The following is a 22,703-nucleotide window of genomic DNA, read 5'->3' as shown; positions in this document are numbered from 1 at the left end:
CCGAGCCCTGACCCGCGGCGTCCCGCGAGGTGGGACGGGTGCTCCGGGGCCCTCGGCCGCCCGGTAGCGTGGGAGGCACCATGAACGCATCGCCCCTGGCCGCTGAGCCCCTCCCCGCTGCCCAGCACCGGACCGCGGACGAGCGCACCCTGCTCGTCAAGGTGTTCGGCAAGGACCGCCCCGGCATCACCGCCGGCCTCTTCGCGACGCTGGCCGGCTTCGGCGTCGACGTCATCGACATCGAGCAGGTGGTCACCCGTGGCCGCATCACGCTGTGCGCCCTGATCACCCCGCCTCCCACACCCGGTGCCGAGGGTGGACTGCGGGCCACCGTCCACCGCTGGGCCGACGAGCAGAAACTCCAGGCCGAGATCCTCTCCGGCATCGGTGACAACCGGCCGCGCCGTGAGGGCCGTTCGCACGTCACGGTGCTCGGCAACCCGCTGACCGCCGCCGCCGTCTCCGCGCTCACCTCCCGGATCACCGCCTCGGGCGGCAACATCGACCGTGTCTTCCGGCTCGCCAAGTACCCGGTGACGGCGGTCGAGCTGGCCGTCTCCGGCGTGGCCACCGACGAGCTGCGGGCCGCCCTGGCCCAGGAGGCCGCCACCCAGCGGGTGGACGTCGCGGTGGTCGCCGCCGGGCTGGAGCGCCGGGCCAAGCGCCTGGTGGTCATGGACGTCGACTCGACGCTCATCCAGGACGAGGTGATCGAACTGTTCGCCGCCCACGCGGGCTGCGAGGAGGAGGTCGCCGAGGTGACGGCGGCGGCGATGCGCGGCGAGCTGGACTTCGCCGAGTCGCTGCGGGCCCGCGTGGCACTGCTGGCCGGGCTGGACGCCTCGGTGACCGAGAAGGTCCGTGCCGAGGTCCGCTTCACGCCGGGCGCGCGCACTCTGATCCGTACGCTGCAGCGCCTCGGCTACCAGGTCGCGGTGGTGTCCGGTGGCTTCACCCAGGTCACCGACCACCTGGTGGAGCAGCTGGGACTGGACTTCGCGGCAGCGAACACCCTGGAGGTGGTGGACGGCAGGTTCACCGGCCGGGTGGTCGGCGAGATCGTGGACCGGGCGGGCAAGGCCCGCTGGCTGGCCCGCTTCGCCGAGCAGGCGAAGGTGCCGCTGGAGCAGACGGTGGCGATCGGCGACGGCGCCAACGACCTGGACATGCTGAACGCGGCCGGCCTCGGGGTGGCGTTCAACGCCAAGCCGGTGGTGCGCGAGGCCGCCGACACCGCGGTGAACGTGCCGTTCCTGGACACCGTGCTGTACCTGCTGGGCATCACCCGCGAGGAGGTCGAGGCGGCCGACGCGCTGCACGGCACCCCGACCGAGTAGGCGCGGACCCGGCGACGGCCGATGGAGTGAGGCCCGCCGAGGAGCACCTGCGTTCCGTGTCCCGCCGCCGCGGACACACGAGGGGCGCGTGGATCAATCCGCGCGCCCCTCACGTACGTTCCGGGGTCAGTCCTGCGGCGTGTGGTACGAGACCAGCTCGGCCACGCCCGGCTCGACGCCCTTCCAGGAGCCGCTGAAGCTGAGCACCGCGATCGCCGCCGTCGGGAAGCCCCCGAGCCGCAGCCGCTCCAGCGCGTCCCGGTCGCCCGCGTCCCCGGCCAGCACCTGGGTCAGGCCCAGCACCCCCGGGTTGTGGCCGACCAGCACCACGTCCGAGTACTCCTCCGGGGTCTCCTGGAGCACCGCGATGATCTCGCCGGGGCTGGCCTCGTAGACCCGCTCCTCGTAGACGGTCCTGAGGGGCCGCTGCGGCAGCTCGTGGACGGCCAGCTTCCAGGTCTCGCGGGTGCGCAGTGCGGTGGAGCAGACCACGTAGTCGGGGCTGATGCCGGAGTCCACCAGCCAGCGGCCGGCGTCCGGGGCCTGGTGACGGCCCCGGTCGGCCAGCGGCCGGTCGTGGTCGTCCACGCCGTTCGGCCAGTCGGCCTTGGCATGGCGGAGAACGATGATCCTGCGGGGCGTGTCGGCGCTCATACCCAGCAAGCTTGGCAGAAAAGCGGCCCGGCGGCGCGACGCTCCCGGATGCCGCCACTCCGAGGAACGACGAGTGTCATCATGCCCCGTTCACCGGGGCGTCGGATGGCGTACGGGCGTCCGTCAGCCCATCGTGGCCGCAACGGTGGCGATGATCGCCACCAGCACCACGACGGCGCCGAAGGCGAGGGCGATGCGGCCGAGCTGCTTGCGGCCGTCGGTGGGGTTGGGATCGAGAACGGGCATGTCCGAAAGTCTCCCATCCCGAACACGCCCGTCCTCCGCTGGCCCCTCCCCCTTGGCCGGGCCTTGACCTTCCCGGGCCCGGCTTTCCCCGCCGCGTCCGACCGCCTCACGGCCTCACGCGCCCCGCCGCGGCGTCACACGCCCCTCACTGCCGCACGCGCCCTGCCGCGGCATCACGCGCTCCTCCGAGGCATCGCGCGCCGTGCCCGGGCGCGTCACACCTTGGCCTGCTCCGCCGGGTGCACCGCCTCGTCCTCGATGTGCCGGGCCCGCGCCGCGCGCAGGCCGAACAGCATCTGCGGCACCAGCAGCAGCGCCAGGAATCCCAGCGGCCAGTACCACTGGCCGGTGATGTCGTAGATCCGGCCGATCAGGATCAGGCCGGGAACGGAGATCAGGTAGCCGACGCCCTGGGCGAAGGCGGACAGCTGCGCCACCCCACCCGCCGTCCTGGCTCGCAGTCCGATCATCGTCAGCACCAGCGGGAAGGCGCAGTTGGACAGGCCCACCAGCACGGCCCAGACCCACGCCCCGCCGGCCGGAGCGAACGCCAGCCCGGCGTACCCGGCGATGCCGCAGGAGGCCAGCACGACCACGAACGGCCGCTGGTCGCCGCGGCGGGCGGCCAGGTTGGGCAGCACGAAGGAGACCGGCACGCCGATCACCATGGTGACCGCGAGCAGCACCCCGGACGTGCCCTTGTCGACGCCGGCGTCCTGGAAGATCTTCGGCAGCCAGCCCATCACCACGTACGCGCCGGTGGCCTGGAGGCCGAAGAAGCAGGCCAGCGCCCAGGCCGTACGGCTGCGGGTGATGGGCAGCCGGGCGAGGGCGGCGCCGTCGGCGCGCTCACCGCGCTCGCGCTTGGCGATCAGCACCGGCAGCCAGAGCACCAGGGCGAGCGCGCCCAGCGCGGCCCAGGCGCCCAGTCCGTGGCGCCAGTCACCGCCGAGCGCGTCGGTCAGCGGCACGCTGACCAACGCGGCCAGCGCGGTGCCGGCTGACAGCGCCATCGAGTACAGGCCGATCATCGGACCGACCTTCTCCGGGAAGTACCGCTTGATGACCACCGGCAGCAGCACGTTGGAGACCGCCACACCGGCCATGGCGAGCGCGGTGAGCAGTAGGAACACCGCCGTGCCGCCGGCGAAGGAGCGGGCCAGCACGCCCGCCGTGATCGCGCCCATCCCGGCCGTGACCACCGCGATCGGGCCGATCCGGCGGGCCGCGGCCGGTGCGGCGAACCCGAACAGGGCGAAGCACAGCGACGGGACGGCGGTGAGCAGTCCGGCCAGCGTCGGGTTCATCCCGAGATCGTCGCGGACCTGGTCGAGCAGCGGCCCGAGGCTGGTGACCACGGGGCGCAGGTTGAAGGCGGCGGCGGCGATCGCGACGGCGAACAGCCAGCCCAGGTACTTGGCGGAGCCGGAGGTGGCGGGCCGCTCGGCGGCCGGCGTCCGGCTCTCGGTCCGGGCGGAAGCGGTGGTGTCTGCTGCGGGCATGGAGAGCATCATAGAATGATGGGATGAATTGATGCACCCCGTTATTGGCATGATGTGCCGACCGTTCATCCGCCGGCCATCTCCCACCCAGGCCCCACCGAGCCGTAGTCGCAAGGAGTCCCCGTGGCGCTGTCCTCGCCGAGGCGCACCCCGCTGTCCGACCAGGTGATCGCACAGCTGCGTGCCCAGATCACTTCCGGGGAGTGGCCGGTCGGCTCCCGCATCCCCACCGAGGCCGCCCTGGTCGAACAGCTCGGTGTCGCCCGCAACACCGTCCGCGAGGCCGTCCGTGCCCTCGCCCACAACGGGCTGCTCGACATCAGACAGGGCTCCGGAACGTACGTCCTCGCCACCAGCGAGCTGGCCGGCGTGATGCACCGCCGCTTCGCCGACGCCGACCAGGCCCAGGTCGCGGAGCTGCGGGCGGCGCTGGAGACTTCGGCCGCGGCCCTCGCCGCCCGCCGCCGCACCGCGCGCGACCTGGAGCTGCTGGACGGCGCGATGGCCCGCCGGGAGGCCGCCTGGCTCTCCGGCGACGCCGAGGACTTTGTCCAGGCCGACGCCGCCTTCCACCAGGCCGTGGTGGAGGCCGCCCACAACGACGTCCTGCTTGCCGTCTACGCCGACCTCGGCGAAGCCACCCGCGAACTCCTGCGGCACGACATCGGCCCCGAGCTGGTCCCCGAGCGCTACATCGGCCACCAGGCCATCCTGGAGGCCATCAGGGACGGCGACGCCCAGCGCGCGTCCGTCGAGGCCGGCCGCGCCGCCCCCGGCCCCTGCGCCACCATCGAGGCCTGACCGCCCGCACGCCGGCCTCCGACGCCACCCCGGCCCCCGATCCCGGCTGCCCCACCCCTCCACCCTCGGCCAGAACCACCCCGGGGCCCCACCGAACGAGAGCAAAAACGAGATCGAGAACAGGACGCCGCTGCCCGGCGCCCCCACGAGGGGCGCCGGGCAGCGGCGTACGGGCGGAGCGTCAGGCGCCGATGGCGTGCAGACCGCCGTCGACGTGGATGATCTCGCCGGTGGTCTTCGGGAACCAGTCCGACAGCAGCGCGACGATGCCACGTCCGGCCGGCTCCGGGTCGCTCAGGTCCCACTTCAGCGGGGAGCGGTGGTTCCAGGTGTCGGCCAGGTCGCCGAAGCCCGGGATGGACTTGGCGGCCATCGAGCCGATCGGGCCGGCCGAGATCAGGTTGCAGCGGATGTCCCGCTCGCCCAGGTAGCGCGCCAGGTAGCGGTTGGTCGACTCCAGGGCGGCCTTGGCCGGGCCCATCCAGTCGTACTGCGGCCAGGCGAACTGCGCGTCGAAGGTCAGACCGACCACCGAGCCGCCGTCCTGCATCAGCGGCAGCAGCGCCGTGGTCAGCGACTTCAGCGAGTACGCCGAGACGTGCATCGCGGTGGCCACGGACTCCCACGGGGTGTCCAGGAAGTTGCCGCCCAGCGCGTCCTGCGGGGCGAAGCCGATCGAGTGGACGATGCCGTCCAGGGTCGGCAGGTGCTCGCGGACCTGGTCGGCGATGCCGGCCAGCTGCTCCGGGTTCGAGACGTCCAGCTCCAGCACCTTGACCGGGTTCGGCAGCTTCTTGGCGATCCGCTCGGTCAGGCTCGGGCGGGGGAAGGCGGTGAGGATGATCTCCGCGCCCTGCTCCTGCGCGAGCTTGGCGGTGTGGAAGGCGATGGAGGACTCCATCAGCACACCGGTGATCAGGATCCGCTTGCCCTCGAGGATTCCACTCATGTTCAGTGACCCATGCCCAATCCGCCGTCGACGGGAATGACGGCTCCAGTGATGTACGCGGCCTCGTCCGACGCGAGGAACCGCACGGTGGAGGCGACCTCGGCGGGCGCCGCGTAGCGGCCCAGCGGCACGCCCGAGACGATCTCCGCGCGGCGCTCGTCACTGAGCACGGCGGTCATGTCGGTGTCGACGAAGCCGGGGGCGACCACGTTGACGGTGATGTTGCGCGGGCCGAGCTCGCGCGCCAGCGACCGGGCGAAACCGACCAGGCCGGCCTTGGAAGCGGCGTAGTTGGCCTGGCCCGGGGAGCCGGACAGGCCCACCACGGACGAGATGAGCACGACACGGCCCTTCTTGGCACGCATCATCAGCTTGGACGCGCGCTTGACCACCCGGAAGGTGCCGGTCAGGTTGGTGTCCACGACGGAGGTGAAGTCCTCCTCCGACATGCGCAGCAGCAGGGTGTCGTTGGTGATGCCCGCGTTGGCGACCAGCACCTCGACCGCGCCGTGCTTCTGCTCGATCTCGGTGAAGGCGGCGTCGACCTGCGCGGCGTCCGTGATGTCGCAGCGGACCGCGAGGACGTCGTACTTGGCCAGCGCCTCGGGCACCTCGCCCGAGCGGCTGGTGATGGCCACCTTGTCGCCCGCCTCGGCGAAGGCCTGGGCGATCGCGAGGCCGATGCCCCGGTTTCCTCCGGTGACGAGAACCGAGCGGCTCAACGATCCACCTCTCTCCGTGTGTGAGCGCGTACGTCGGAATGCGCACGCAATGTGACGCTATCGGGCGGTCGGCGGCGGCGGCGCATCGGTCTCCCACAGCGCGACCCCGGCGGATCTGTCGCAATCCGACAATCCGCACCCGCCCGCGCCGCCCCGGCGACGGACATCGCCCAGGCCCGGGCGCTGCCCGGATCGGGGCGACTGTACGGGAACCACACGGGCGGGCGCACCCGTTGCCCCCGTGGTGCGGGCCGGCCCGGGACCTGCCGTACCGATCCCCGAGCATCCCGGCGAGCGACGAAGGCAGAGCGGATGACCAAGGCACGGCCCGGGAGCACCCACCGACGCGGACGACTGCTGGCCCTCACCGCCCTGGCGGCCGGCCTGGGGGCGGCCGCCTGGTCTCTGCGCGACCTCCCGGCGGCGTTCGGGCGGCGGCCGGACGGCGAGCGCGAGGAGCGGGTGCGCAACTCCCCGCAGTACCGCGACGGTGTCTTCCACAACGCGCCCTCCGCGCTCGCCCGCACCGCCGGCGCCCCCGGCTTCGACGGCGCCACCGCCCGCCGGATGCTGTTCGAGCGGGCCGGCCGTGTCCCCTCGCGTCCGGTTCCGACGGTCCGCCCCGCCGTCCCGGCCGGGCCGGCCGCCGAGGGCGTGGAGGTCACCTGGTACGGGCACGCCTCCGCGCTGGTGGAGATCGAGGGCTTCCGGGTGCTGTTCGACCCGATCTGGAGCGACCGCTGCTCCCCCGCCGCGCACGTCGGCCCCAAGCGGCTGCACCCGGTGCCGGTCGAGCTGGAGGAGCTGCCGCAGGTCGACGCGGTGCTGATCTCGCACGACCACTACGACCACCTGGACATGGCGACGGTCAAGCGCCTGGTGCGCAGCCAGTCCGCGCCGTTCGCGGTGCCGCTCGGCATCGGCGCCCACCTGCGCCGCTGGGGCGTCCCCGAGCACCGGATCATCGAACTGGACTGGGACGAGACCTGCACCCTGGGCGACCTGGTGCTCACCCTCACCGCGGCGCACCACTTCTCCGGCCGCGGGCTGACCCGCAACACCACCCTGTGGGGTTCCTGGGTGGTCGCCGGCCCGAACCGCAAGGTCTTCTACACCGGCGACTCCGGCTACTTCGAGGGCTACGCCCGGATCGGCGCGCAGCACGGCCCGTTCGACGCCGCGCTGGTCCAGATCGGCGCCTACGACGCGGCCTGGGCGGACATCCACATGACCCCGGAGGACGCCGTCCTCGCGCACCGGGACCTGGCCGCAGGACTGCTGGTGCCCGTCCACTGGTGCACCTTCAACCTGGGCCTGCACCCGTGGTCCGAGCCGGTCGAGCGGCTGGTGAAGGCCGCCAAGGAGCAGGCCGTCCCGCTGGCCGTGCCGCGGCCCGGCGAGCGGGTCGACGTCGACAACCCGCCGGAGCTGGACGGCTGGTGGGAGAGCGTCGACTGACGGCCCGCACCCACAGGCCGGGGGCACCGGCCCCACCGGCCGTCCGGGAACCACCGGCCGGACAGGCCCACCGGCCGGGCGGCCCGCTGGTCAGACGGCACCACCGGTCGGACGGTGCCTGTTTCGGACGGCGCGTCCGAAACCGCGGCGCAGCGGTCGTAATGCGCTGGCCGGAAACCGGGTGGACGGGAAATGATGCGGTGCGGGCGCCCCTGTGGCGCCGCACCGCCACCCTCCGCGACCTGGGAGCCCGATTGCCTCCGATCCCTCCGGCCGATCGCTCCGGCGCCCCGCACGGGCGCGCCGTCGACCCGCTGTTCCTCGCCCTGCCGTTGCGGCCCCTCGCCGACGCCGCCCTCACCCGGGCCCGAGAACTGGGCGTGAGCCACGCCGACTTCCGGCTGGAGCGGATCCGCAGCGCCTCCTGGCGGCTGCGTGACGCGCGTCCCGCCGGCACCTCCGACAGCGTGCAGCTCGGTTACGCCGTCCGGGTGCTGCTGGACGGCGCCTGGGGCTTCGCCGCCGGTGTCGACCTGACCCCCGACGCGGCGGCCCGGGTCGCCGAGCAGGCCGTCGCGGTGGCCCGCCTGTCCGGCGGGATCAGCCGGGCGGCCGGCACCGCCGAGCGGGTCGAGCTGGCCGACGAGCCGGTGTACCGCGACGTCACCTGGGTCTCCGCGTACGAGGTCAACCCCTTCGAGGTGCCGGACGCCGAGAAGACGGCGCTGCTCGCCGAGCGCAGTTCCCGGCTGCTGGCGGCCGAGGGCGTCTCGCACGTCCAAGCGGCCCTGCGCACCGTCCAGGAGAACAAGTTCTACGCGGACACCGCCGGAACGGTGACGACCCAGCAGCGGATCCGGGTGCACTCCGACCTGGAGGCCACCTCGGTCGACGAGCGCACCGGCGCCTTCGACTCGATGCAGACGCTCGCCCCGCCGGTCGGCCGCGGCTACGAGTACGTCACGGGCACCGGCTGGGACTGGGACGCCGAGCTCGCGGAACTACCCGTCCTGCTGGGCGAGAAGATGCGGGCCCCGAGCGTCGAGGCGGGCCGCTACGACCTGGTCATCGACCCGACCAACCTCTGGCTGACCATCCACGAGTCGATCGGCCACGCCACCGAGCTGGACCGCGCGCTCGGGTACGAGGCCGCCTACGCCGGCACCTCCTTCGCCACCTTCGACCAGCTCGGCTCGCTGAAGTACGGGTCCGAGCTGATGCACGTCACCGGCGACCGCACCGCCGAGCACGGCCTGTCCACCATCGGCTACGACGACGAGGGCGTGGCCACCCAGTCCTGGGACCTGGTCAAGGACGGCGTCCTGGTCGGCTACCAGCTGGACCGCGGCATCGCCAGGCTGAAGGGCTTCGAGCGCTCCAACGGCTGCGCGTTCGCCGACTCCCCTTCGCACGTTCCGGTGCAGCGGATGGCCAACGTCTCGCTGCAGCCCGCCGCCGACGGCCCGGACACCGAGGGCCTGTTCGCCCAGGTCGAGAACGGCCTCTACATCGTCGGCGACCGTTCGTGGTCGATCGACCAGCAGAGGTACAACTTCCAGTTCACCGGGCAGCGCGCCTACGCGATCAAGGACGGCGAGCTCGCCGGCCAGGTCAAGGACTTCGCCTACCAGGCCACCACCACCGACTTCTGGGGCTCGATGGCGGCGGTCGGCGGCCCGCAGACCTACCTCCTCGGCGGTGCCTTCAACTGCGGAAAGGCGCAGCCCGGTCAGATCGCGGCGGTCAGCCACGGCTGCCCGTCGGCGCTGTTCCGCAACGTCAACGTGCTCAACACCCAGCAGGAGGCGGGTCACTGATGACCGCGAAGCAGCCCCACGAACTCGTCGAGCTGGCGCTCGGCCTCTCCCGCGCCGACGGCTGCGTGGTGATCGCCGACGAGGAGTCCACCGCCAACCTGCGCTGGGCCGGCAACGCGCTGACCACCAACGGCGTCACCCGCGGCCGCCGCCTCACCGTGATCGCCACCGTGGCGGGCGCCGAGGGCACCGCCTCCGGCGTGGTCTCCCGCGAGGCCGTCACCGCGGAGGAGGTGGAGGGCCTGGTGCGGGCCGCCGAGGACGCCGCCCGCGCGGCCGGACCGGCCGAGGACGCCCAGCCGCTGATCGCCGACCAGCCCTCCTCGCCGGACTTCACGGAGCCGCCGGCGCTCACCTCCATCGAGGTGTTCGACGCCTTCGGCCCGGCCCTCGGCGAGGCCTTCGCCCGCGCCGCCGCCCAGGGCGAACTGCTGTACGGCTTCGCCCGGCACGAGATGACCTCCAGCTACCTGGGCAGCTCCACCGGCCTGCGGCTGCGCCACGACCAGCCCACCGGCATGGTCGAGATCAACGCCAAGACCGCCGACCTCTCCGGCTCGGCCTGGGTGGGCGCCGCCACCCGGGACTTCGCCGACGTCGACCTCACCGCCCTGCACACCGAGCTGACCAGGCGGCTCGGCTGGGGCGCCCGCAAGGTGGACCTGCCGGCCGGCCGGTACGAGACGCTGCTGCCGCCCTCGGCCGTCGCCGACCTGCTGGTCGTCCTCAACTGGAACGCCGGCGGCCGGGACGCCCAGGAGGGCCGGACGGTCTTCTCCAAGCCCGGCGGCGGCACCCGGCTCGGCGACAAGCTCAGCTCCCTGCCGCTGACGCTGCGCTCGGACCCGCGAGAGCCCGGCCTGGAGGCCGCGCCGTTCGTGCTGACCCACTCCACCGGCGGGGACTTCTCGGTCTTCGACAACGGCCAGCCGATCGCCGCCACCGAGTGGATCCGCAACGGTGTGCTGAACGACCTGATCACCAGTCGCCACGCGGCCGCCCTCACCGGCCTGCCGCTGCGCCCGGCGATCGACAACCTGGTGCTGGAGACGGCCGACCAGGAGTCGGCGCCGACGCTGGACGAGATGATCGCCCGCACCGAGCGCGGCCTGCTGCTCACCTGCCTCTGGTACATCCGCGAGGTGGACCCGGCGACGCTGCTGCTCACCGGCCTCACCCGGGACGGCGTCTACCTGGTGGAGAACGGCGAGGTCGTCGGCGAGGTCAACAACTTCCGGTTCAACGAGTCCCCCGTGGACCTGCTGGACCGGATCACCGAGGTGGGCCGCACCGAACGCTGCCTGCCCCGCGAGTGGAGCGACGTCGTCACCCGCACCGCGATGCCACCCGTGCGTGTCACGGACTTCAACATGAGTTCGGTCAGCCAGGCCTCTTAGCCACTGACCTACGGGGGATACGAGAGACATGATGGACGAGAAGCGCCTGGTCAGGTCGAGCAAGATGCTGTCGCGCATCCTGCGGCACGAGCCCGGGTTGGTGGGGATCACGCTGGACGGGGCCGGCTGGGTCCGGGTCGACGAGCTGCTCACCGCGCTCGCGGCCCGGGGCAGGCCGCTCACCCGGGCCGAGCTGGACCACGTCGTGGCGACCAACAACAAGCGCCGCTTCGGCTACTCCTCGGACGGTCTCTCGATCCGCGCCAACCAGGGCCACACGGTGGCGGTCGACCTCGGTCTGGCCGCCACGGTTCCGCCGTCCGTGCTCTACCACGGCACCGCCGACCGGCACCTGGCGGCGATCTTCCACGAGGGGCTGCGCCCGATGGCCCGCCAGGACGTCCACCTCTCGGCGGACACCGAGACGGCGACCAGGGTCGGCGCCCGGCACGGCCGTCCGGTGGTGCTGACCGTGAACGCGGCGGCGATGACGGCGGCCGGCCACGAGTTCCGGCTCAGCGAGAACGGCGTCTGGCTCACCGACGCCGTGCCCCCGCAGTACCTCTCCCGGCGCTCGTAGCCGATCGGGCCGCGCCGCCTCGCCGACGCCCCGACCGACGGGCCTGTCCGCTCCGCCGGACAGGCCCTTCGCGTACCCGACCGGGTGGGTCCGGCCCACCCGGTCTCGTCGCCGCCCGTGGCCGGGCGTACCGTGAGGAGGCCGCGCGGCCAGGCGCGCGGGTGCGTGACGAAGGCGGTAGGACACATGGGCAAGAGCGCCGACGGCGGGCAGGTCTTCCGGATCACCGGGGCGCGCAGCAGCCTCACCGAGGACGTCCGGGGACGCCAGCGCCGTTACGTCATCTCGATGCTGGTCCGTACGGCCTGCGTGCTGCTCGCCGTGGTGCTGTGGGACGTCCAGCGGATCCTGGCGTTCGCCGCGCTGGCGGGCGCCGTGCTGCTGCCGTACTTCGCGGTGCTGATCGCCAACGCGGGCCGGGAGCGGGCCCCGGGGCTGCCGAGCACCTTCGACATCCCGCTCGACACCCCGCTGATGCTCGGCCCCGGCGGGAGGGGTGGAGCGGGCGGGACGGGTGGAGCGGCCGCGAAGGCCGGTACAGGAGAGGCAAAGGCCGCTCCCACCGATCCTTCACAGGACGTGGACTGACCGTCCGTTTCATGCCGCTTCACCCCCGTCCGGCCCGGAGAAAGCTCAGAAGAAGCTCAGATTAATCATGCAAGACCTCCCCAACCCCGGGTCTTCGCGTGACATACTGCGTACGCGCTCCGCATCCCCCGTCGGAGCGACGGACCGACGCCGGGCGGCTCCCCCCGTGGCTGCCCGGCGTCGTCATGCCCGGACGGATCCGCTCGACCCGGGCGGTCGTGACAGACTGGCGGCGCAGACGTACCCGCCAATCGTTGAGGACGGCCCGATGGAAACCCCGCAGACGCCGATCTGCTCCGCCAAGGGCTGCCGGGCGGACGCCGGCTGGGTGCTGGTGTGGAACAACCCCAAGCTGCACACCCCGGACCGCCGCAAGACCTGGCTCGCCTGTGACGAGCACCGCGAGCACCTGTCCCAGTTCCTCGGGGTGCGCGGCTTCCTCAAGGAGGTCGTCGCCTTCGCCGAGTGGACCCCCGAGGCCTCCGAGAGCACCGAGACGTCCGGGAGCACCGCGAGCACCGAGGGTTCCGGGAAGCCGGCCTAGCCGCCGATCGCTGACATCGGCCGCTCGGGCTGGAGGAACTCCGGGTCGTCGATCCCGGCCCCGGCCTTCTTGCCCCACATCGCCGCCCGCCACAGCGCGGCCAGTTCGGCGTCGTCCGCGCCCGAGCGCAGCGCGGTGCGCAGGTCGGTCTCGCCGGTCGCGAACAGGCAGTTGCGCACCTGGCCGTCGGCGGTCAGCCGGGTGCGGTCGCAGGCCCGGCAGAACGGCCGGGTGACCGAGGCGATCACACCCACCCGGCCCGGGCCGCCGTCCACCAGCCAGCGCTCGGCGGGCGCCGCGCCCCGGCGGGCGGACGGCTCGGGGGTGAGCGTGAAGCGGGCCCGCAGCAGGTTCAGGATCTCCGTCGCGGTGACCATCGACGCGCGGTCCCAGCCGTGCTGGGCGTCCAGCGGCATCTGCTCGATGAAGCGCAGCTCGTAGCCCCGCTCCAGGCACCAGGCCAGCAGGTCGGCCGCCTCGTGGTCGTTGACCCCGCGCATCAGCACCGCGTTGAGCTTCACCGGCGCCAGCCCGGCGGCCTCGGCGGCGGCCAGCCCGTCCAGCACGTCCTGGTGGCGGTGGCGGCGGGTGAGGGTGTGGAACACCTCGGGGTCGAGGGTGTCCAGCGAGACGTTGACCCGGTCGAGGCCGGCCTGGCGCAGCGCCGTCGCGGTGCGGGCCAGCCCGATGCCGTTGGTGGTCAGCGAGAGTTCCGGGCGCGGCTCCAGCTCCGAGCAGGCGGCGACGACGGCGACCAGCCCGGGGCGCAGCAGCGGCTCGCCACCGGTGAAGCGGACCTCGCGCACGCCCAGGTCGCGCACGGCGACGGTGACCAGCCGGACGATCTCCTCGTCGGTCAGCAGGTCCGGCTTGGCCAGCCACTGCAGGCCCTCCTCCGGCATGCAGTAGGTGCAGCGGAGGTTGCACCGGTCCGTGAGGGAGACCCGCAGGTCGACGGCCTGGCGTCCGAAGGTGTCGAGCAGCACGTGCGTCCTTCCCCGAGATGCGGCCGGCCCGGCCACCGTCACGGCGGGCCGGGCCAGCATAGTCATCGCGGGACGATCAGTGGGCGCCCAGCCCGGTCAGTGAGCGGACCTCCAGTTCAGCGTACTTCGCCGGATCGGGGCGCTCCGTGGACAGCAGCGTGCCGAGCCAGCCGGCCAGGAATCCGACCGGGATGGAGACCAGGCCGGGGTTCTCCAGCGCGAACCAGTGGAAGTCGGAGTGCGGGAAGAGCGAGGTCTTCGCGCCGGAGACCACCGGGGAGAAGACCACCAGCACCACCGAGGTGACCAGGCCGGCGTAGACCGAGCTGACGGCGCCGACGGTGGTGAACCGCTTCCAGAACAGCGAGTAGAGCAGGGTGGGCAGGTTCGCCGAGGCGGCGACCGCGAAGGCCAGGGCGACGAGGGCGGCGGTGTTGAGCTTGTCCGCGAAGAGGCTGAGCACGATCGCCACCGCGCCGATCGCGACCGCGGCCCACTTCGCCGACAGCACCTCCTCCCGCTCGCTCGCCTTCCCGCGCCGGATCACGTTGGCGTAGAGGTCGTGGGCGAAGGAGGCCGAGGAGGCGAGCGTGAGCCCGGCGACGACGGCCAGGATGGTGGCGAAGGCGACGGCCGAGATCACCGCGAGGAGGATCGCGCCGCCGGTGGTCCCGACGCCTCCGCCGAGCGCCTCGGCCAGTTGTGGGGCCGCGGTGTTGCCCGCGGCGTTGGCCGCCTTGATCGCCTTGGAGCCGACCAGCGCGGCCGCGCCGAAGCCGAGCGCCAGGGTCATCAGGTAGAAGACGCCGATGATGCCGATCGCCCAGAGCACCGACTTCCGGGCCGCCTTGGCGGTGGGCACGGTGTAGAAGCGGACCAGGATGTGCGGCAGGCCGGCGGTGCCGAGCACCAGCGCGATGCCCAGGCTGATGAAGTCGAGCTTGGCGGTGCCGGTGCCGTACTTCTGTCCCGGTTGGAGGAAGGCCTCGCCCTTGCCGCTCGCGCTCGCCGCCGCGCCGAGCAGTTCGGAGGGGTTGAAGTGGTACTTGGCCAGCACCAGGACGGTCATCAGCGCGGCGCCGGCGATCAGCAGCACCGCCTTGACGATCTGCACCCAGGTGGTGCCCTTCATCCCTCCTATCACCACATAGACGATCATCAGCGCGCCGACCCCGACGATGGTCCAGCGCTTGGCGGCACTCCCCTCGGCCCCCAGCAGCAGGGCCACCAGGGTGCCGGCGCCGACCATCTGGGCGAGCAGGTAGAAGATCGACACCACGATGGTGGAGACGCCCGCCGCGGTGCGCACCGGTCGCTGGCGCATCCGGAACGCGAGCACGTCCGCCATCGTGAAGCGGCCGGAGTTGCGCAGCGGTTCGGCGATCAGCAGCAGGGCGACCAGCCAGGCGACCAGGAAGCCGATCGAGTAGAGGAAGCCGTCGTAGCCGCTGAGCGCGATGGTCCCGGCGATGCCGAGGAAGGAGGCGGCGGACATGTAGTCGCCGGAGATGGCCAAGCCGTTCTGGAAGCCGGTGAAGCCGCGGCCGCCCGCGTAGAAGTCGGAGGCGCTCCTGGTCTGCCGCCCGGCCCAGACGGTGATGCCGAGGGTGGCCAGGACGAACACGCCGAACAGGGCCATCGTCAGGCCGCGGTGCTCGGTGGCGGAGCTGGCGAGCAGAGTCATTCGGCGGACTCCCGGGGGGCGTGGACGACGGCGCCGTGCGCCTCGCGGATCGCCGCGGCGGCGGGGTCGATCCGCCGGTCCGCGTAGCGGGCGTACCAGGCGGCGATGGCGAAGGTGGTCGCGAACTGCAGCAGCCCGAGCACCAGGGCCACGTTGACGTGCCCGAGGACCTTGGTGCGCATCAGTCCCGGGGCGTAGCAGGAGAGCAGGACGTAGAGCAGGTACCAGAGCACGAAGCCGATGGTGACCGGGAAGGCGAAGCTCCGGAACGAGCGCCGCAGGGTGCGGAACTCCTCGCTTTCGTCGATGACTTGGGCTTCCGTGGCGGCGGCGGTGGTGGTGAGCGGCGGCGAATCCACGCTGTCTCCTCACTCCTTCGGCGTATGTGTCACACGGGGGAACGGTCGAGCGTGAGGGGCATCACAGGTCTGGTGCGCGCCGCGCAATGCTAGGAGCGTCCTGCCCACCCCGGAAGGGGTTGACCGCGATCAGTCGACCGTTCACCCCCTCGCACCATCCGATTGGCCGAAAAACAGCCCATCCCAGTGATGCCATGCCCCTCCAGTCCCGCCCGGAACACGGCATCGGCCCGTGCCGCACCCCGTACGGGGCGGCACGGGCCGATGCCGGGAGGCCGAGGACTCAGAACGCGATCCGCACCTTCAGGGCCGAGCGGTCGTCCATCGCGCGGTAGCCGTCCGGAACGTCGTCCAGGCCGACGATGCGGTCGAAGACCAGCCCCGGCTCGATGGCGCCCGAGAGCACGTCCGGCAGCAGTTCGGGGATGTACGCACGGGCCGGGGCGACTCCGCCGTTCAGCGAAACGTTTCGGCCGAACATCTGACCGATGTCGACGCCCGCGCTGCCGCCGTGCGGCACCCCGACGTAGCCCACCGCGCCGCCGTCCCGGGCGATCGAGACGGCCGTCCGCATCGACTCCTCGGTACCGACCGCCTCCAGGACGGCGTGCGCGCCCTGACCGCCGGTCAGCTCCTTCACCGCCTCGACCGCGGCCTCGCCGCGCTCCGCCACCACGTCCGTCGCGCCGAAGCGACGGGCCAGCTCGGTACGGGCCGTGTGCCGGCCCAGCGCGATGATCCGGCCCGCGCCCAGCCTGTGCGCCGCCAGGACGCCGCACAGGCCCACCGCACCGTCGCCGACCACCGCGACCGTCGCGCCGGGCCGCACCCGCGCCGAGACCGCCGCGTGGTGTCCGGTCGACATCACGTCGGACAGCGCCAGCAGCCCGGGCAGCAGCTTCTCGTCGCCCGCCGCCTCCTTCGGCAGCTTCACCAGCGTCCCGTCCGCGAACGGCACCCGCACCGCCTCGCCCTGGCCGCCGTCCGAACCGACCTGCCCCCAGAACCCGCCGTGCGGGCAGGAGGTCTGGAGGCCTTCGAGACAGAAGTCACACGTCCCGTCCGACCAGACGAACGGTGCCACCACCAGGTCGCCCTTGACGAAGCCGCGCACCTCGGCGCCGGCCTCCTCGACCACCCCGAGGAACTCGTGCCCGATCCGCTGCCCGGCCACCCGGTGCGCCACCCCGCGGTAGGCCCACAGATCGCTGCCGCAGATACAGGCGTTCACCACCCGGAGCACCACGTCCGTCGGGTGCTGGATCACCGGGTCCGGGACTTCCTCGATCCGGATGTCCTTGGGGCCGTGAATCACGGTGGCACGCATGCGCTGTTCCTTAGCTGAACGGTTTCGACCAGGTGTACGACACCCCCCGCGACCACTCTATTCCGGCCGGTCCATCGGATCATTCCGGCCGGAACCCCCCGCCCGGCCCCTTATCCTGTTGGACCATGCAACCGATCCAGCCCGAGACGTACGGAGTGCCGCGGACCGCGCCGGTCCCCGCGCAGCGCTCCGCCGACCCCTCCCGGGGCTTCGCGGTCGTCGACGTCGAGACCACCGGGCTCGGCCGCTCCGACCGCGTCATCTCGGCGGGCGTCTACCAGCTGGACCCGGACGGCGACGTCGTCGACCACTGGTACACCCTGGTCAACCCCGGACGGGACCCGGGCCCGGTCTGGATCCACGGTCTCACCGCCGAACTGCTCGCCACCGCCCCGACGTTCCGGCAGATCGCCGACGAGTTCGCCGCGCGTCTGCGCGACCGCGTCCTGGTCGCGCACAACGCGCTGTTCGACTGGAACATGATCTCCCGCGAGTTCTCCCGGGCCGGCCTGCGCGCCCCGGTCGAGCAGCGGCTGTGCACCATGGTCCTCTCCCGCGACCTGCGGCTGCCGCTGCCCAACGGCAAGCTGTCCTCGCTCGCCGCCCACTTCGGCGTCCAGCAGCGCCATGCCCACAACGCCCTGGACGACGCCCGGGTGCTCGCCGAGGCCTTCCGCCCCAGCCTGCACCTCGCCCGTGACGGCGGCGTGCCGCTGCCGCTGCAGAACTGCGTCGCGGTCACCGACCTCGGCGAGGAGGAGCCCGCCGGCCCGAGCCGCGCCGGCTGGACCGGCGCCACGTACCGCCAGGCCAAGAAGCGCCCGCCCTGCCCGTACCCCAACCCGGGGCGTTGGGAGGACGGCAAGCCTCTGGTCCAGGGCATGCGGGTGGCCATCACCGGCGACACCGCCACCGACCGCGAGGTCCTGGAGGACCGCGCGGTCGAGGCCGGGCTGCACATCGCCACCTCCGTGAGCCGCCTCACCAGCCTGCTGGTCACCAACGAACCGGACAGCTGGAGCGGCAAGGCCCGCAAGGCCCGCGAGGTCGGCACCCCCGTCGTCGGCGAGGACGCCTTCCTCCAGCTGCTGCGCGAGGTCGCCCCGCACCCCGGTGCGTGAGCCGGTTGTGAGGTCGGCGTACCGTTCCCATGTGTACCGTTTTCTGCTGACCCGACAGTGGTTGATCACCATGCTGGTCGCACTGCTGCTGATCCCCGCGACGATCAAGCTGGGCTTCTGGCAGCTGCACCGCCACGAGGCACGGGTGGCCAGGAACGAGCTGATCGGCCAGGCCCTCACGGCCGCGCCGGTCCCCTTCGACACCCTGTCGCCGACCCCCGGCTTCGCGGTCCCCAAGGACCTCACCTGGCGCGCGGCGACCGCCACCGGTCAGTACGACCCGGCACACGAGTTCGTGGTCCGCAAGCGGACCGACTCCAGCGGGACCATCGGCTACTTCGTCGTGACCCCGTTCCAGCTCGCCGACGGCAAGGGCACCGTCCTGGTCAACCGCGGCTGGGTCGCCTCCGGCGACGGGGCCACCGAGTACCCGCCCGTCCCGGCCGCCCCCGCCGGCGAGGTCTCCCTCACCGGCCGCCTGCGCGCCGAGGAGACGTACGGCGCCAGCGGCATCAAGGACCGCACCGGCTTGCCGGACCGCCAGTTCAACCTGATCAACACCGACGAGCAGGCCAAGCGGACCGGCGTCCCCCTCCTCGGCGGCTACCTCGAACTCACCGGCACCACCCCGGCCCCGGCCGACCAGCCCCAGCTGATCCCCGAGCCCAACCACTCCGACATCGGCCCGCACATGGCCTACGCGATCCAGTGGTGGCTGTTCACCGCGATGATCCCGGTCGGCGTCTGGGTCCTCGCCCGCCGCGAGGCCAAGGACCGCGCCAAGCAGGCCGCCGAAGCCGAGGTCCCGCTCGAGGCCGTCCCCGCCTAGCTCGGGGCCGTCCCCGCCTAGAGCACGTCGTCCAGCTCCCGCAGCAACCGCGCCTTCGCCCGCGCCCCCACCACCGACCGCACCGGCTGCCCGCCCCGGAACACCATCAGCGTCGGCATCGACAACACCCCGTACGCCGCCTGCGTCCGTGGGTTGCGGTCCACGTCCACGCTCACCACCCGCAACCGGTGCGCTTCCTCCCGCGCGATGTCCGCCAGCACCGGCGCCATCATCCGGCACGGCGGGCACCAGTCCGCCGTGAAGTCCACCAGCACCGGGCCCTCGGCCGCCAGCACCTCCGCGGCGAACGTGTCGTCCGTCACCGCCTGCACACCCGTGATCTCCACCACCGTCTACTCCTTCACCAGTTCACAGCGGGGCGGCTCCCGGACGGCGGCCAACTCGTCCCGTGCCCGCACGGCCCGATCGAACTGCCCCGCCACCTGCGCCCGCACCTCCTGGAGCCGGGCGATGCACTCGTCCAGCTCCCCCAACTTCCGCCGGTACACCTCCAGGGAGGCCGGGCACGAGTCCCCCTCCGGGTGCCCCGCCCGCAGACACTCCACGAACGGCCTGGTCTCCTCCAGCCCGAACCCGAAGTCCTGCAACATCCGGATCTCCCGCAGCAACCGCAGATCCCCCTCGTCGTACGCCCGGTACCCGTTGCCCGCCCGCCGGGCCGGCAACAATCCCAACTGCTCGTAGTACCGCAACGCCCGCGTGGTCGTCCCCGCCCGCTCCGCCAACTCCCCGATCCGCACGCCGAACCACTCCTCCCGCACTTCCGGCAACGACCGTAAACCTTCCCCCCGACGTCAACGCCAGCCCTGCCCCGGCTCCCGATCACCCCTCGCCCGACCCCATCGGACGGCGGCCTCCCCACCCCCCGGAGCCGCCCCCGGCCCAACCATGCCGAGAGCCCACCCCCCGAGCACCAACCCCCACCGGGCACTATGTCCCCATGGATCTCGGACTGAAAGACAAGGCCTACATCGTCACCGGCGCCACCCGAGGCCTCGGCCTCGCCGGCGCCCGCGAACTCGCCGCCGACGGCGCCCGCGTGCTCATCAGCGGCCGGACCCAGCAGGCCGTCGACACCGCTGTCGCCGAACTCGGGACCCTCGGCACCGCCCGGGGCCTCGTCGCCGACAACGCCGACCCCGACACCCCCGAGCGCCTCATCTCCGAGGCTCGGCACCACTTCGGCCGTCTCGACGGCATCCTGATCAGCGTCGGCGGCCCCCAGGCGGGCCCCGTCGAGACCACCCCCGAGGACGCCTGGCGCGACGCCTTCGAGTCCGTCTTCCTCGGTGCCCTCCGGCTCGCCCGCGCCACCGCCGCCGCGCTCCCCGAGGGCGGTGTGATCGCCTTCGTGCTCTCCAGCTCGGTCCGCCAGCCGATCCCGGGCCTCGGCATCTCCAACGGCCTGCGCCCGGGCCTCGCCATGGCCGCCAAGTCCCTCGCCGACGAGCTCGGCCCCCGCGGCATCCGTGTGCTCGGCCTGCTCCCGGGCCGGATCGACACCGACCGGGTCCGCGAGCTCGACGGCCTCACCCCCGACCCCGAGGCCGCTCGCGCCAAGGCCGCCGCCACCATCCCGCTGGGCCGGTACGGCGCCCCCGAGGAGTTCGGCAAGGTCGCCGCCTTCCTGCTCTCCCCCGCCGCCTCCTACCTGACCGGCCTCATGGTCCCCGTCGACGGCGGCGCCCTCCGCACCCTCTGACGCCCTCGCAACTCTCAATCACTCATTCCTGACCAATCGATCCCGATCAGTCAGTCCCGACGACTCCGTCCCGGCTACTCCACCCTCGACTGCCGACGCCCCCAACGCCCCCGCCGACCCCGCCGCCCCCACCCGTGCCGCGGCTCGGCGGGGGCCGCCTGCAGGACCCGGATGCGCAGATCGGCCGGCAGCTCCGCCAGCCGCAGGCTCCCGCACGCATCCGCCCGGGGCCCGTCCTCGAAGTGCTCCACCAGCGCGGCCGGATCCCCGCCCGGCCGCAACCGCACCGCGCCTCGCAACCGCGGATGCCTCGGTGCCCGCACCAGCCGCACCCCGGCCCGCTCGACCTCCGGCAGCACCGCCGTCCCGTTCTCCAGCGCCTCTTCCAGCGCCCGCGCACCGATCCGCAGTCGCAGCCCGCTCACGCCCGGCGTCGGCACCGCGATGCTCGGCAGCCCGCTGCGCCGCAGCTGCGCGACCAGCCACCACGCCATCCCGGCCACCAGCACGGCCAACCCGCCGATCACCGTCGGCCACCACCACGTCGACGCCACCCACTGCCTCCGCGAACGCGCGCTCACCACCGGCTGGTCGGGCGAGGTGAGCGGCCACCAGTCCGGCGGATGTACGCCCAGCCGCCGGTACAGGTCGAGCCCGCCCGCCAACACCAGCACCCCGACGCCCAAGAGCACCGCGCCCACCAGCGCCAGCAGCGCCCGGTTGACGACCGTCCTCCTCACCCCGCCACCCCCTCACCGCGACCCGCGCCGCCGCCCGTCCCCGCGCCGGTCCCCGAGCCGAAGTCCTCCCCCACCGCGCCGGCGGCCCCTCGTGCCATCCGCACGTCCAGCCGCAACGGCCGCCCCAGCCCCACCCGCTCCAGCTCGTCCCGCAGCTGCCGCTGCACCAACGCCGGATCCGCCACCCCCGCCAGCGAGATCCGGACCCGCCGCCGACCGACCTGGATCCGCAGGTGGTCGATCCCGTCCAGGCCCGCCGCCCGGTCCGCCAACAGGTGCCCGACCCCGGCCCGGTCGATGGCCGCCGACGTCCCTCCGTACGGACGCAGCACGAGCCACCGCCGCAGCCCTGGCGCGACGGCCAGCCACAGCAACCACCCACCGAGCACGGTCGCCACTCCGGCCCCCACCAGCACTCCAAGGTCGTCGAGGTGGCGTGTCGCCAGCTCGTCCGCGATCTGTGCCCGCCACCGCCGCGCCGGCTGCCCCACCCGCACCGCGATCACGTCGTACAGCAGCGCCCCCGCCACCACCAGCACCCCGGTCGCCACCAGCGCCGCCGCGGCCGTACGCGGAGCCCGCAGCCGTCTCACCCTCCGCGGCCGGGCTTCCGGCGCCGCCCCTTCCACGCCGGCCGTCGCGGAATCCTCCGCGTTCACGCCCACGAGGCGCCCCCCGTCACCAACTTCTCGACCACGACGACCACTTCCGACACCCTCGTCCCGGTCAACCCCACCACCCGCTCGGCGATCCGCTGCCGCGCCGCCCCGGCCAGCGCCGCGATGTCCGAGGGGAACGGCAGCTCGAGCTCCACCCGGACCATCACCGTGCTGCCCGGTACGGTCACCGAGACATGCGGCGGCGCCCCCTTCGCCCGCCCGGCGGGCCAGGCCTCGGCGAGCACCTCCCGGGCGGCCCGGGCCGCGATCCGGGCGTACACCCGGTCGGCGACCCGGAGCCGCCCCCGACGGCCCGGCACGGATCCCACGGCGGAACCCGACCCGGGGACCGCCGAGGAATCCGGACCGGAGCCCGAACGGGAAGGGACCGCAACCCGCCCCGGACCGGACGCAACGCCCGCCATCAGTGACGCCGGTCGCGGCCGCGGAGCAGGTCCCCGAGGTCGCCCAGCTCGATGTCTCCCTCCAGCAGGCGCCCGACCACGAAGCCGACCAGCCCGAGCGCGCCCACCAGCAGGAAGGCCGCGAATCCGCCGAAGTACCCGGCGAAGCCGAGGGCCATACCCGCCGCCAGGCCGATGATGGCCAGGTTCATCCGCTACTCCCTCGTCTCCAGCTACCTCGTCCGGCCCTGATCCGACCGCCGCCAACCCGCCACC

The 22,703-nt window shown here is 73.0% G+C and carries 26 protein-coding genes; 11 read left to right on the top strand and 15 right to left on the bottom strand.

The window, feature by feature from the left end; translation table 11 throughout:
- Positions 1-80: 80 nt before the first annotated feature.
- Complete coding sequence (serB, locus tag ACWDBB_RS26120) at positions 81-1,337, top strand: phosphoserine phosphatase SerB (protein ID WP_449791910.1); 1,257 nt, start codon at positions 81-83, stop codon at positions 1,335-1,337.
- A gap of 126 nt (positions 1,338-1,463) precedes the next feature.
- Here the strand turns inward: serB and ACWDBB_RS26115 are convergent, their stop codons facing one another.
- The 3 genes from ACWDBB_RS26115 to ACWDBB_RS26105 form a co-directional block, all read right to left on the bottom strand.
- Positions 1,464-1,991, bottom strand: coding sequence for a SixA phosphatase family protein (locus ACWDBB_RS26115; protein ID WP_449791909.1), 528 nt, complete (start codon positions 1,989-1,991; stop codon positions 1,464-1,466).
- 123 nt (positions 1,992-2,114) lie between these two features.
- Entirely contained in the window at positions 2,115-2,237 is a 123-nt protein-coding gene (locus tag ACWDBB_RS26110; protein ID WP_449791908.1) for an SGM_5486 family transporter-associated protein, read from the bottom strand.
- A gap of 215 nt (positions 2,238-2,452) precedes the next feature.
- Positions 2,453-3,739: a CynX/NimT family MFS transporter gene (locus ACWDBB_RS26105; RefSeq protein WP_449791907.1), complete on the bottom strand. Its 1,287-nt coding sequence runs from the start codon at positions 3,737-3,739 to the stop codon at positions 2,453-2,455.
- Between the two features lie 123 nt (positions 3,740-3,862).
- Between ACWDBB_RS26105 and ACWDBB_RS26100 the strand changes: the two genes are divergently transcribed.
- The gene (locus tag ACWDBB_RS26100) at positions 3,863-4,540 is read left to right on the top strand and encodes a FadR/GntR family transcriptional regulator (RefSeq protein ID WP_449791906.1); all 678 of its coding nucleotides are present in this window, start codon (positions 3,863-3,865) and stop codon (positions 4,538-4,540) included.
- A gap of 181 nt (positions 4,541-4,721) precedes the next feature.
- Here the strand turns inward: ACWDBB_RS26100 and fabI are convergent, their stop codons facing one another.
- Complete coding sequence (gene fabI / locus ACWDBB_RS26095) at positions 4,722-5,489, bottom strand: enoyl-ACP reductase FabI (RefSeq protein WP_449791905.1); 768 nt, start codon at positions 5,487-5,489, stop codon at positions 4,722-4,724.
- Positions 5,490-5,491: 2 nt separating this feature from the next.
- Entirely contained in the window at positions 5,492-6,211 is a 720-nt protein-coding gene (gene fabG / locus ACWDBB_RS26090; RefSeq protein ID WP_449791904.1) for a 3-oxoacyl-[acyl-carrier-protein] reductase, read from the bottom strand.
- Between the two features lie 312 nt (positions 6,212-6,523).
- On the opposite strand from fabG, the gene ACWDBB_RS26085 reads away from it, so the two are divergent.
- The 6 genes from ACWDBB_RS26085 to ACWDBB_RS26060 all read left to right on the top strand — a co-directional run bounded on the left by ACWDBB_RS26085 (position 6,524) and on the right by ACWDBB_RS26060 (position 12,595).
- The gene (locus ACWDBB_RS26085) at positions 6,524-7,669 is read left to right on the top strand and encodes an MBL fold metallo-hydrolase (RefSeq protein ID WP_449791903.1); all 1,146 of its coding nucleotides are present in this window, start codon (positions 6,524-6,526) and stop codon (positions 7,667-7,669) included.
- 263 nt (positions 7,670-7,932) lie between these two features.
- A complete protein-coding gene (locus ACWDBB_RS26080) occupies positions 7,933-9,486 on the top strand; it encodes a TldD/PmbA family protein (RefSeq protein WP_449791922.1) in 1,554 nt (517 codons plus the stop codon).
- Positions 9,486-10,883 carry a metallopeptidase TldD-related protein gene (locus ACWDBB_RS26075; RefSeq protein ID WP_449791902.1) on the top strand — a complete coding sequence of 466 codons (1,398 nt, stop codon included), beginning with the start codon at positions 9,486-9,488 and terminating at the stop codon, positions 10,881-10,883. Before ACWDBB_RS26080 ends, ACWDBB_RS26075 begins: the two co-directional genes overlap by 1 nt.
- A gap of 31 nt (positions 10,884-10,914) precedes the next feature.
- Entirely contained in the window at positions 10,915-11,463 is a 549-nt protein-coding gene (locus tag ACWDBB_RS26070; RefSeq protein WP_449791921.1) for an RNA 2'-phosphotransferase, read from the top strand.
- Positions 11,464-11,649: 186 nt separating this feature from the next.
- Entirely contained in the window at positions 11,650-12,051 is a 402-nt protein-coding gene (locus ACWDBB_RS26065) for a DUF3099 domain-containing protein (protein WP_449791901.1), read from the top strand.
- A 268-nt stretch (positions 12,052-12,319) separates the two neighbouring features.
- Positions 12,320-12,595 (top strand): hypothetical protein, encoded by a 276-nt coding sequence (locus ACWDBB_RS26060; RefSeq protein ID WP_449791900.1) that lies wholly within the window; start codon positions 12,320-12,322, stop codon positions 12,593-12,595.
- Here ACWDBB_RS26060 and moaA read toward each other — a convergent pair.
- The 4 genes from moaA to ACWDBB_RS26040 all read right to left on the bottom strand — a co-directional run bounded on the left by moaA (position 12,592) and on the right by ACWDBB_RS26040 (position 16,951).
- On the bottom strand, positions 12,592-13,581 hold the full coding sequence (gene moaA, locus ACWDBB_RS26055) for a GTP 3',8-cyclase MoaA (RefSeq protein ID WP_449791920.1): 990 nt from the start codon (positions 13,579-13,581) through the stop codon (positions 12,592-12,594). The two genes, ACWDBB_RS26060 and moaA, sit on opposite strands and share 4 nt — an antisense overlap.
- Before the next feature lie 76 nt (positions 13,582-13,657).
- On the bottom strand, positions 13,658-15,265 hold the full coding sequence (locus ACWDBB_RS26050; RefSeq protein WP_449791899.1) for a solute symporter family protein: 1,608 nt from the start codon (positions 15,263-15,265) through the stop codon (positions 13,658-13,660).
- The gene (locus ACWDBB_RS26045) at positions 15,262-15,624 is read right to left on the bottom strand and encodes a DUF485 domain-containing protein (protein WP_449791898.1); all 363 of its coding nucleotides are present in this window, start codon (positions 15,622-15,624) and stop codon (positions 15,262-15,264) included. Before ACWDBB_RS26045 ends, ACWDBB_RS26050 begins: the two co-directional genes overlap by 4 nt.
- 283 nt (positions 15,625-15,907) lie before the next feature.
- Positions 15,908-16,951 (bottom strand): zinc-dependent alcohol dehydrogenase family protein, encoded by a 1,044-nt coding sequence (locus tag ACWDBB_RS26040; RefSeq protein WP_449791897.1) that lies wholly within the window; start codon positions 16,949-16,951, stop codon positions 15,908-15,910.
- Between the two features lie 125 nt (positions 16,952-17,076).
- On the opposite strand from ACWDBB_RS26040, the gene ACWDBB_RS26035 reads away from it, so the two are divergent.
- The gene (locus ACWDBB_RS26035) at positions 17,077-18,072 is read left to right on the top strand and encodes a DEDDh family exonuclease (protein ID WP_449791896.1); all 996 of its coding nucleotides are present in this window, start codon (positions 17,077-17,079) and stop codon (positions 18,070-18,072) included.
- Between the two features lie 31 nt (positions 18,073-18,103).
- Positions 18,104-18,901 (top strand): SURF1 family cytochrome oxidase biogenesis protein, encoded by a 798-nt coding sequence (locus ACWDBB_RS26030; RefSeq protein ID WP_449791895.1) that lies wholly within the window; start codon positions 18,104-18,106, stop codon positions 18,899-18,901.
- 17 nt (positions 18,902-18,918) lie between these two features.
- On the opposite strand, the gene trxA is transcribed toward ACWDBB_RS26030, so the two are convergent.
- Positions 18,919-19,251, bottom strand: coding sequence for a thioredoxin (gene trxA, locus ACWDBB_RS26025; protein WP_449791894.1), 333 nt, complete (start codon positions 19,249-19,251; stop codon positions 18,919-18,921).
- 3 nt (positions 19,252-19,254) lie between these two features.
- Complete coding sequence (locus ACWDBB_RS26020; RefSeq protein ID WP_449791919.1) at positions 19,255-19,662, bottom strand: MerR family transcriptional regulator; 408 nt, start codon at positions 19,660-19,662, stop codon at positions 19,255-19,257.
- Positions 19,663-19,862: 200 nt separating this feature from the next.
- On the opposite strand from ACWDBB_RS26020, the gene ACWDBB_RS26015 reads away from it, so the two are divergent.
- On the top strand, positions 19,863-20,624 hold the full coding sequence (locus tag ACWDBB_RS26015) for an SDR family oxidoreductase (protein ID WP_449791893.1): 762 nt from the start codon (positions 19,863-19,865) through the stop codon (positions 20,622-20,624).
- A 74-nt stretch (positions 20,625-20,698) separates the two neighbouring features.
- On the opposite strand, the gene ACWDBB_RS26010 is transcribed toward ACWDBB_RS26015, so the two are convergent.
- The 4 genes from ACWDBB_RS26010 to ACWDBB_RS25995 form a co-directional block, all read right to left on the bottom strand.
- Positions 20,699-21,364: an alkaline shock response membrane anchor protein AmaP gene (locus tag ACWDBB_RS26010; RefSeq protein ID WP_449791892.1), complete on the bottom strand. Its 666-nt coding sequence runs from the start codon at positions 21,362-21,364 to the stop codon at positions 20,699-20,701.
- Positions 21,361-21,957 (bottom strand): DUF6286 domain-containing protein, encoded by a 597-nt coding sequence (locus ACWDBB_RS26005; protein ID WP_449791891.1) that lies wholly within the window; start codon positions 21,955-21,957, stop codon positions 21,361-21,363. The genes ACWDBB_RS26010 and ACWDBB_RS26005 overlap by 4 nt, the downstream gene beginning before the upstream one ends.
- 62 nt (positions 21,958-22,019) lie before the next feature.
- Entirely contained in the window at positions 22,020-22,352 is a 333-nt protein-coding gene (locus tag ACWDBB_RS26000) for a hypothetical protein (protein ID WP_449791890.1), read from the bottom strand.
- A 95-nt stretch (positions 22,353-22,447) separates the two neighbouring features.
- Entirely contained in the window at positions 22,448-22,639 is a 192-nt protein-coding gene (locus ACWDBB_RS25995; protein ID WP_449791889.1) for a hypothetical protein, read from the bottom strand.
- Between the last annotated feature and the right edge of the window lie 64 nt (positions 22,640-22,703).

The organism is Kitasatospora sp. NPDC001095, from assembly GCF_053598615.1.
This window is presented reverse-complemented; position numbering and strand designations above follow the sequence as displayed.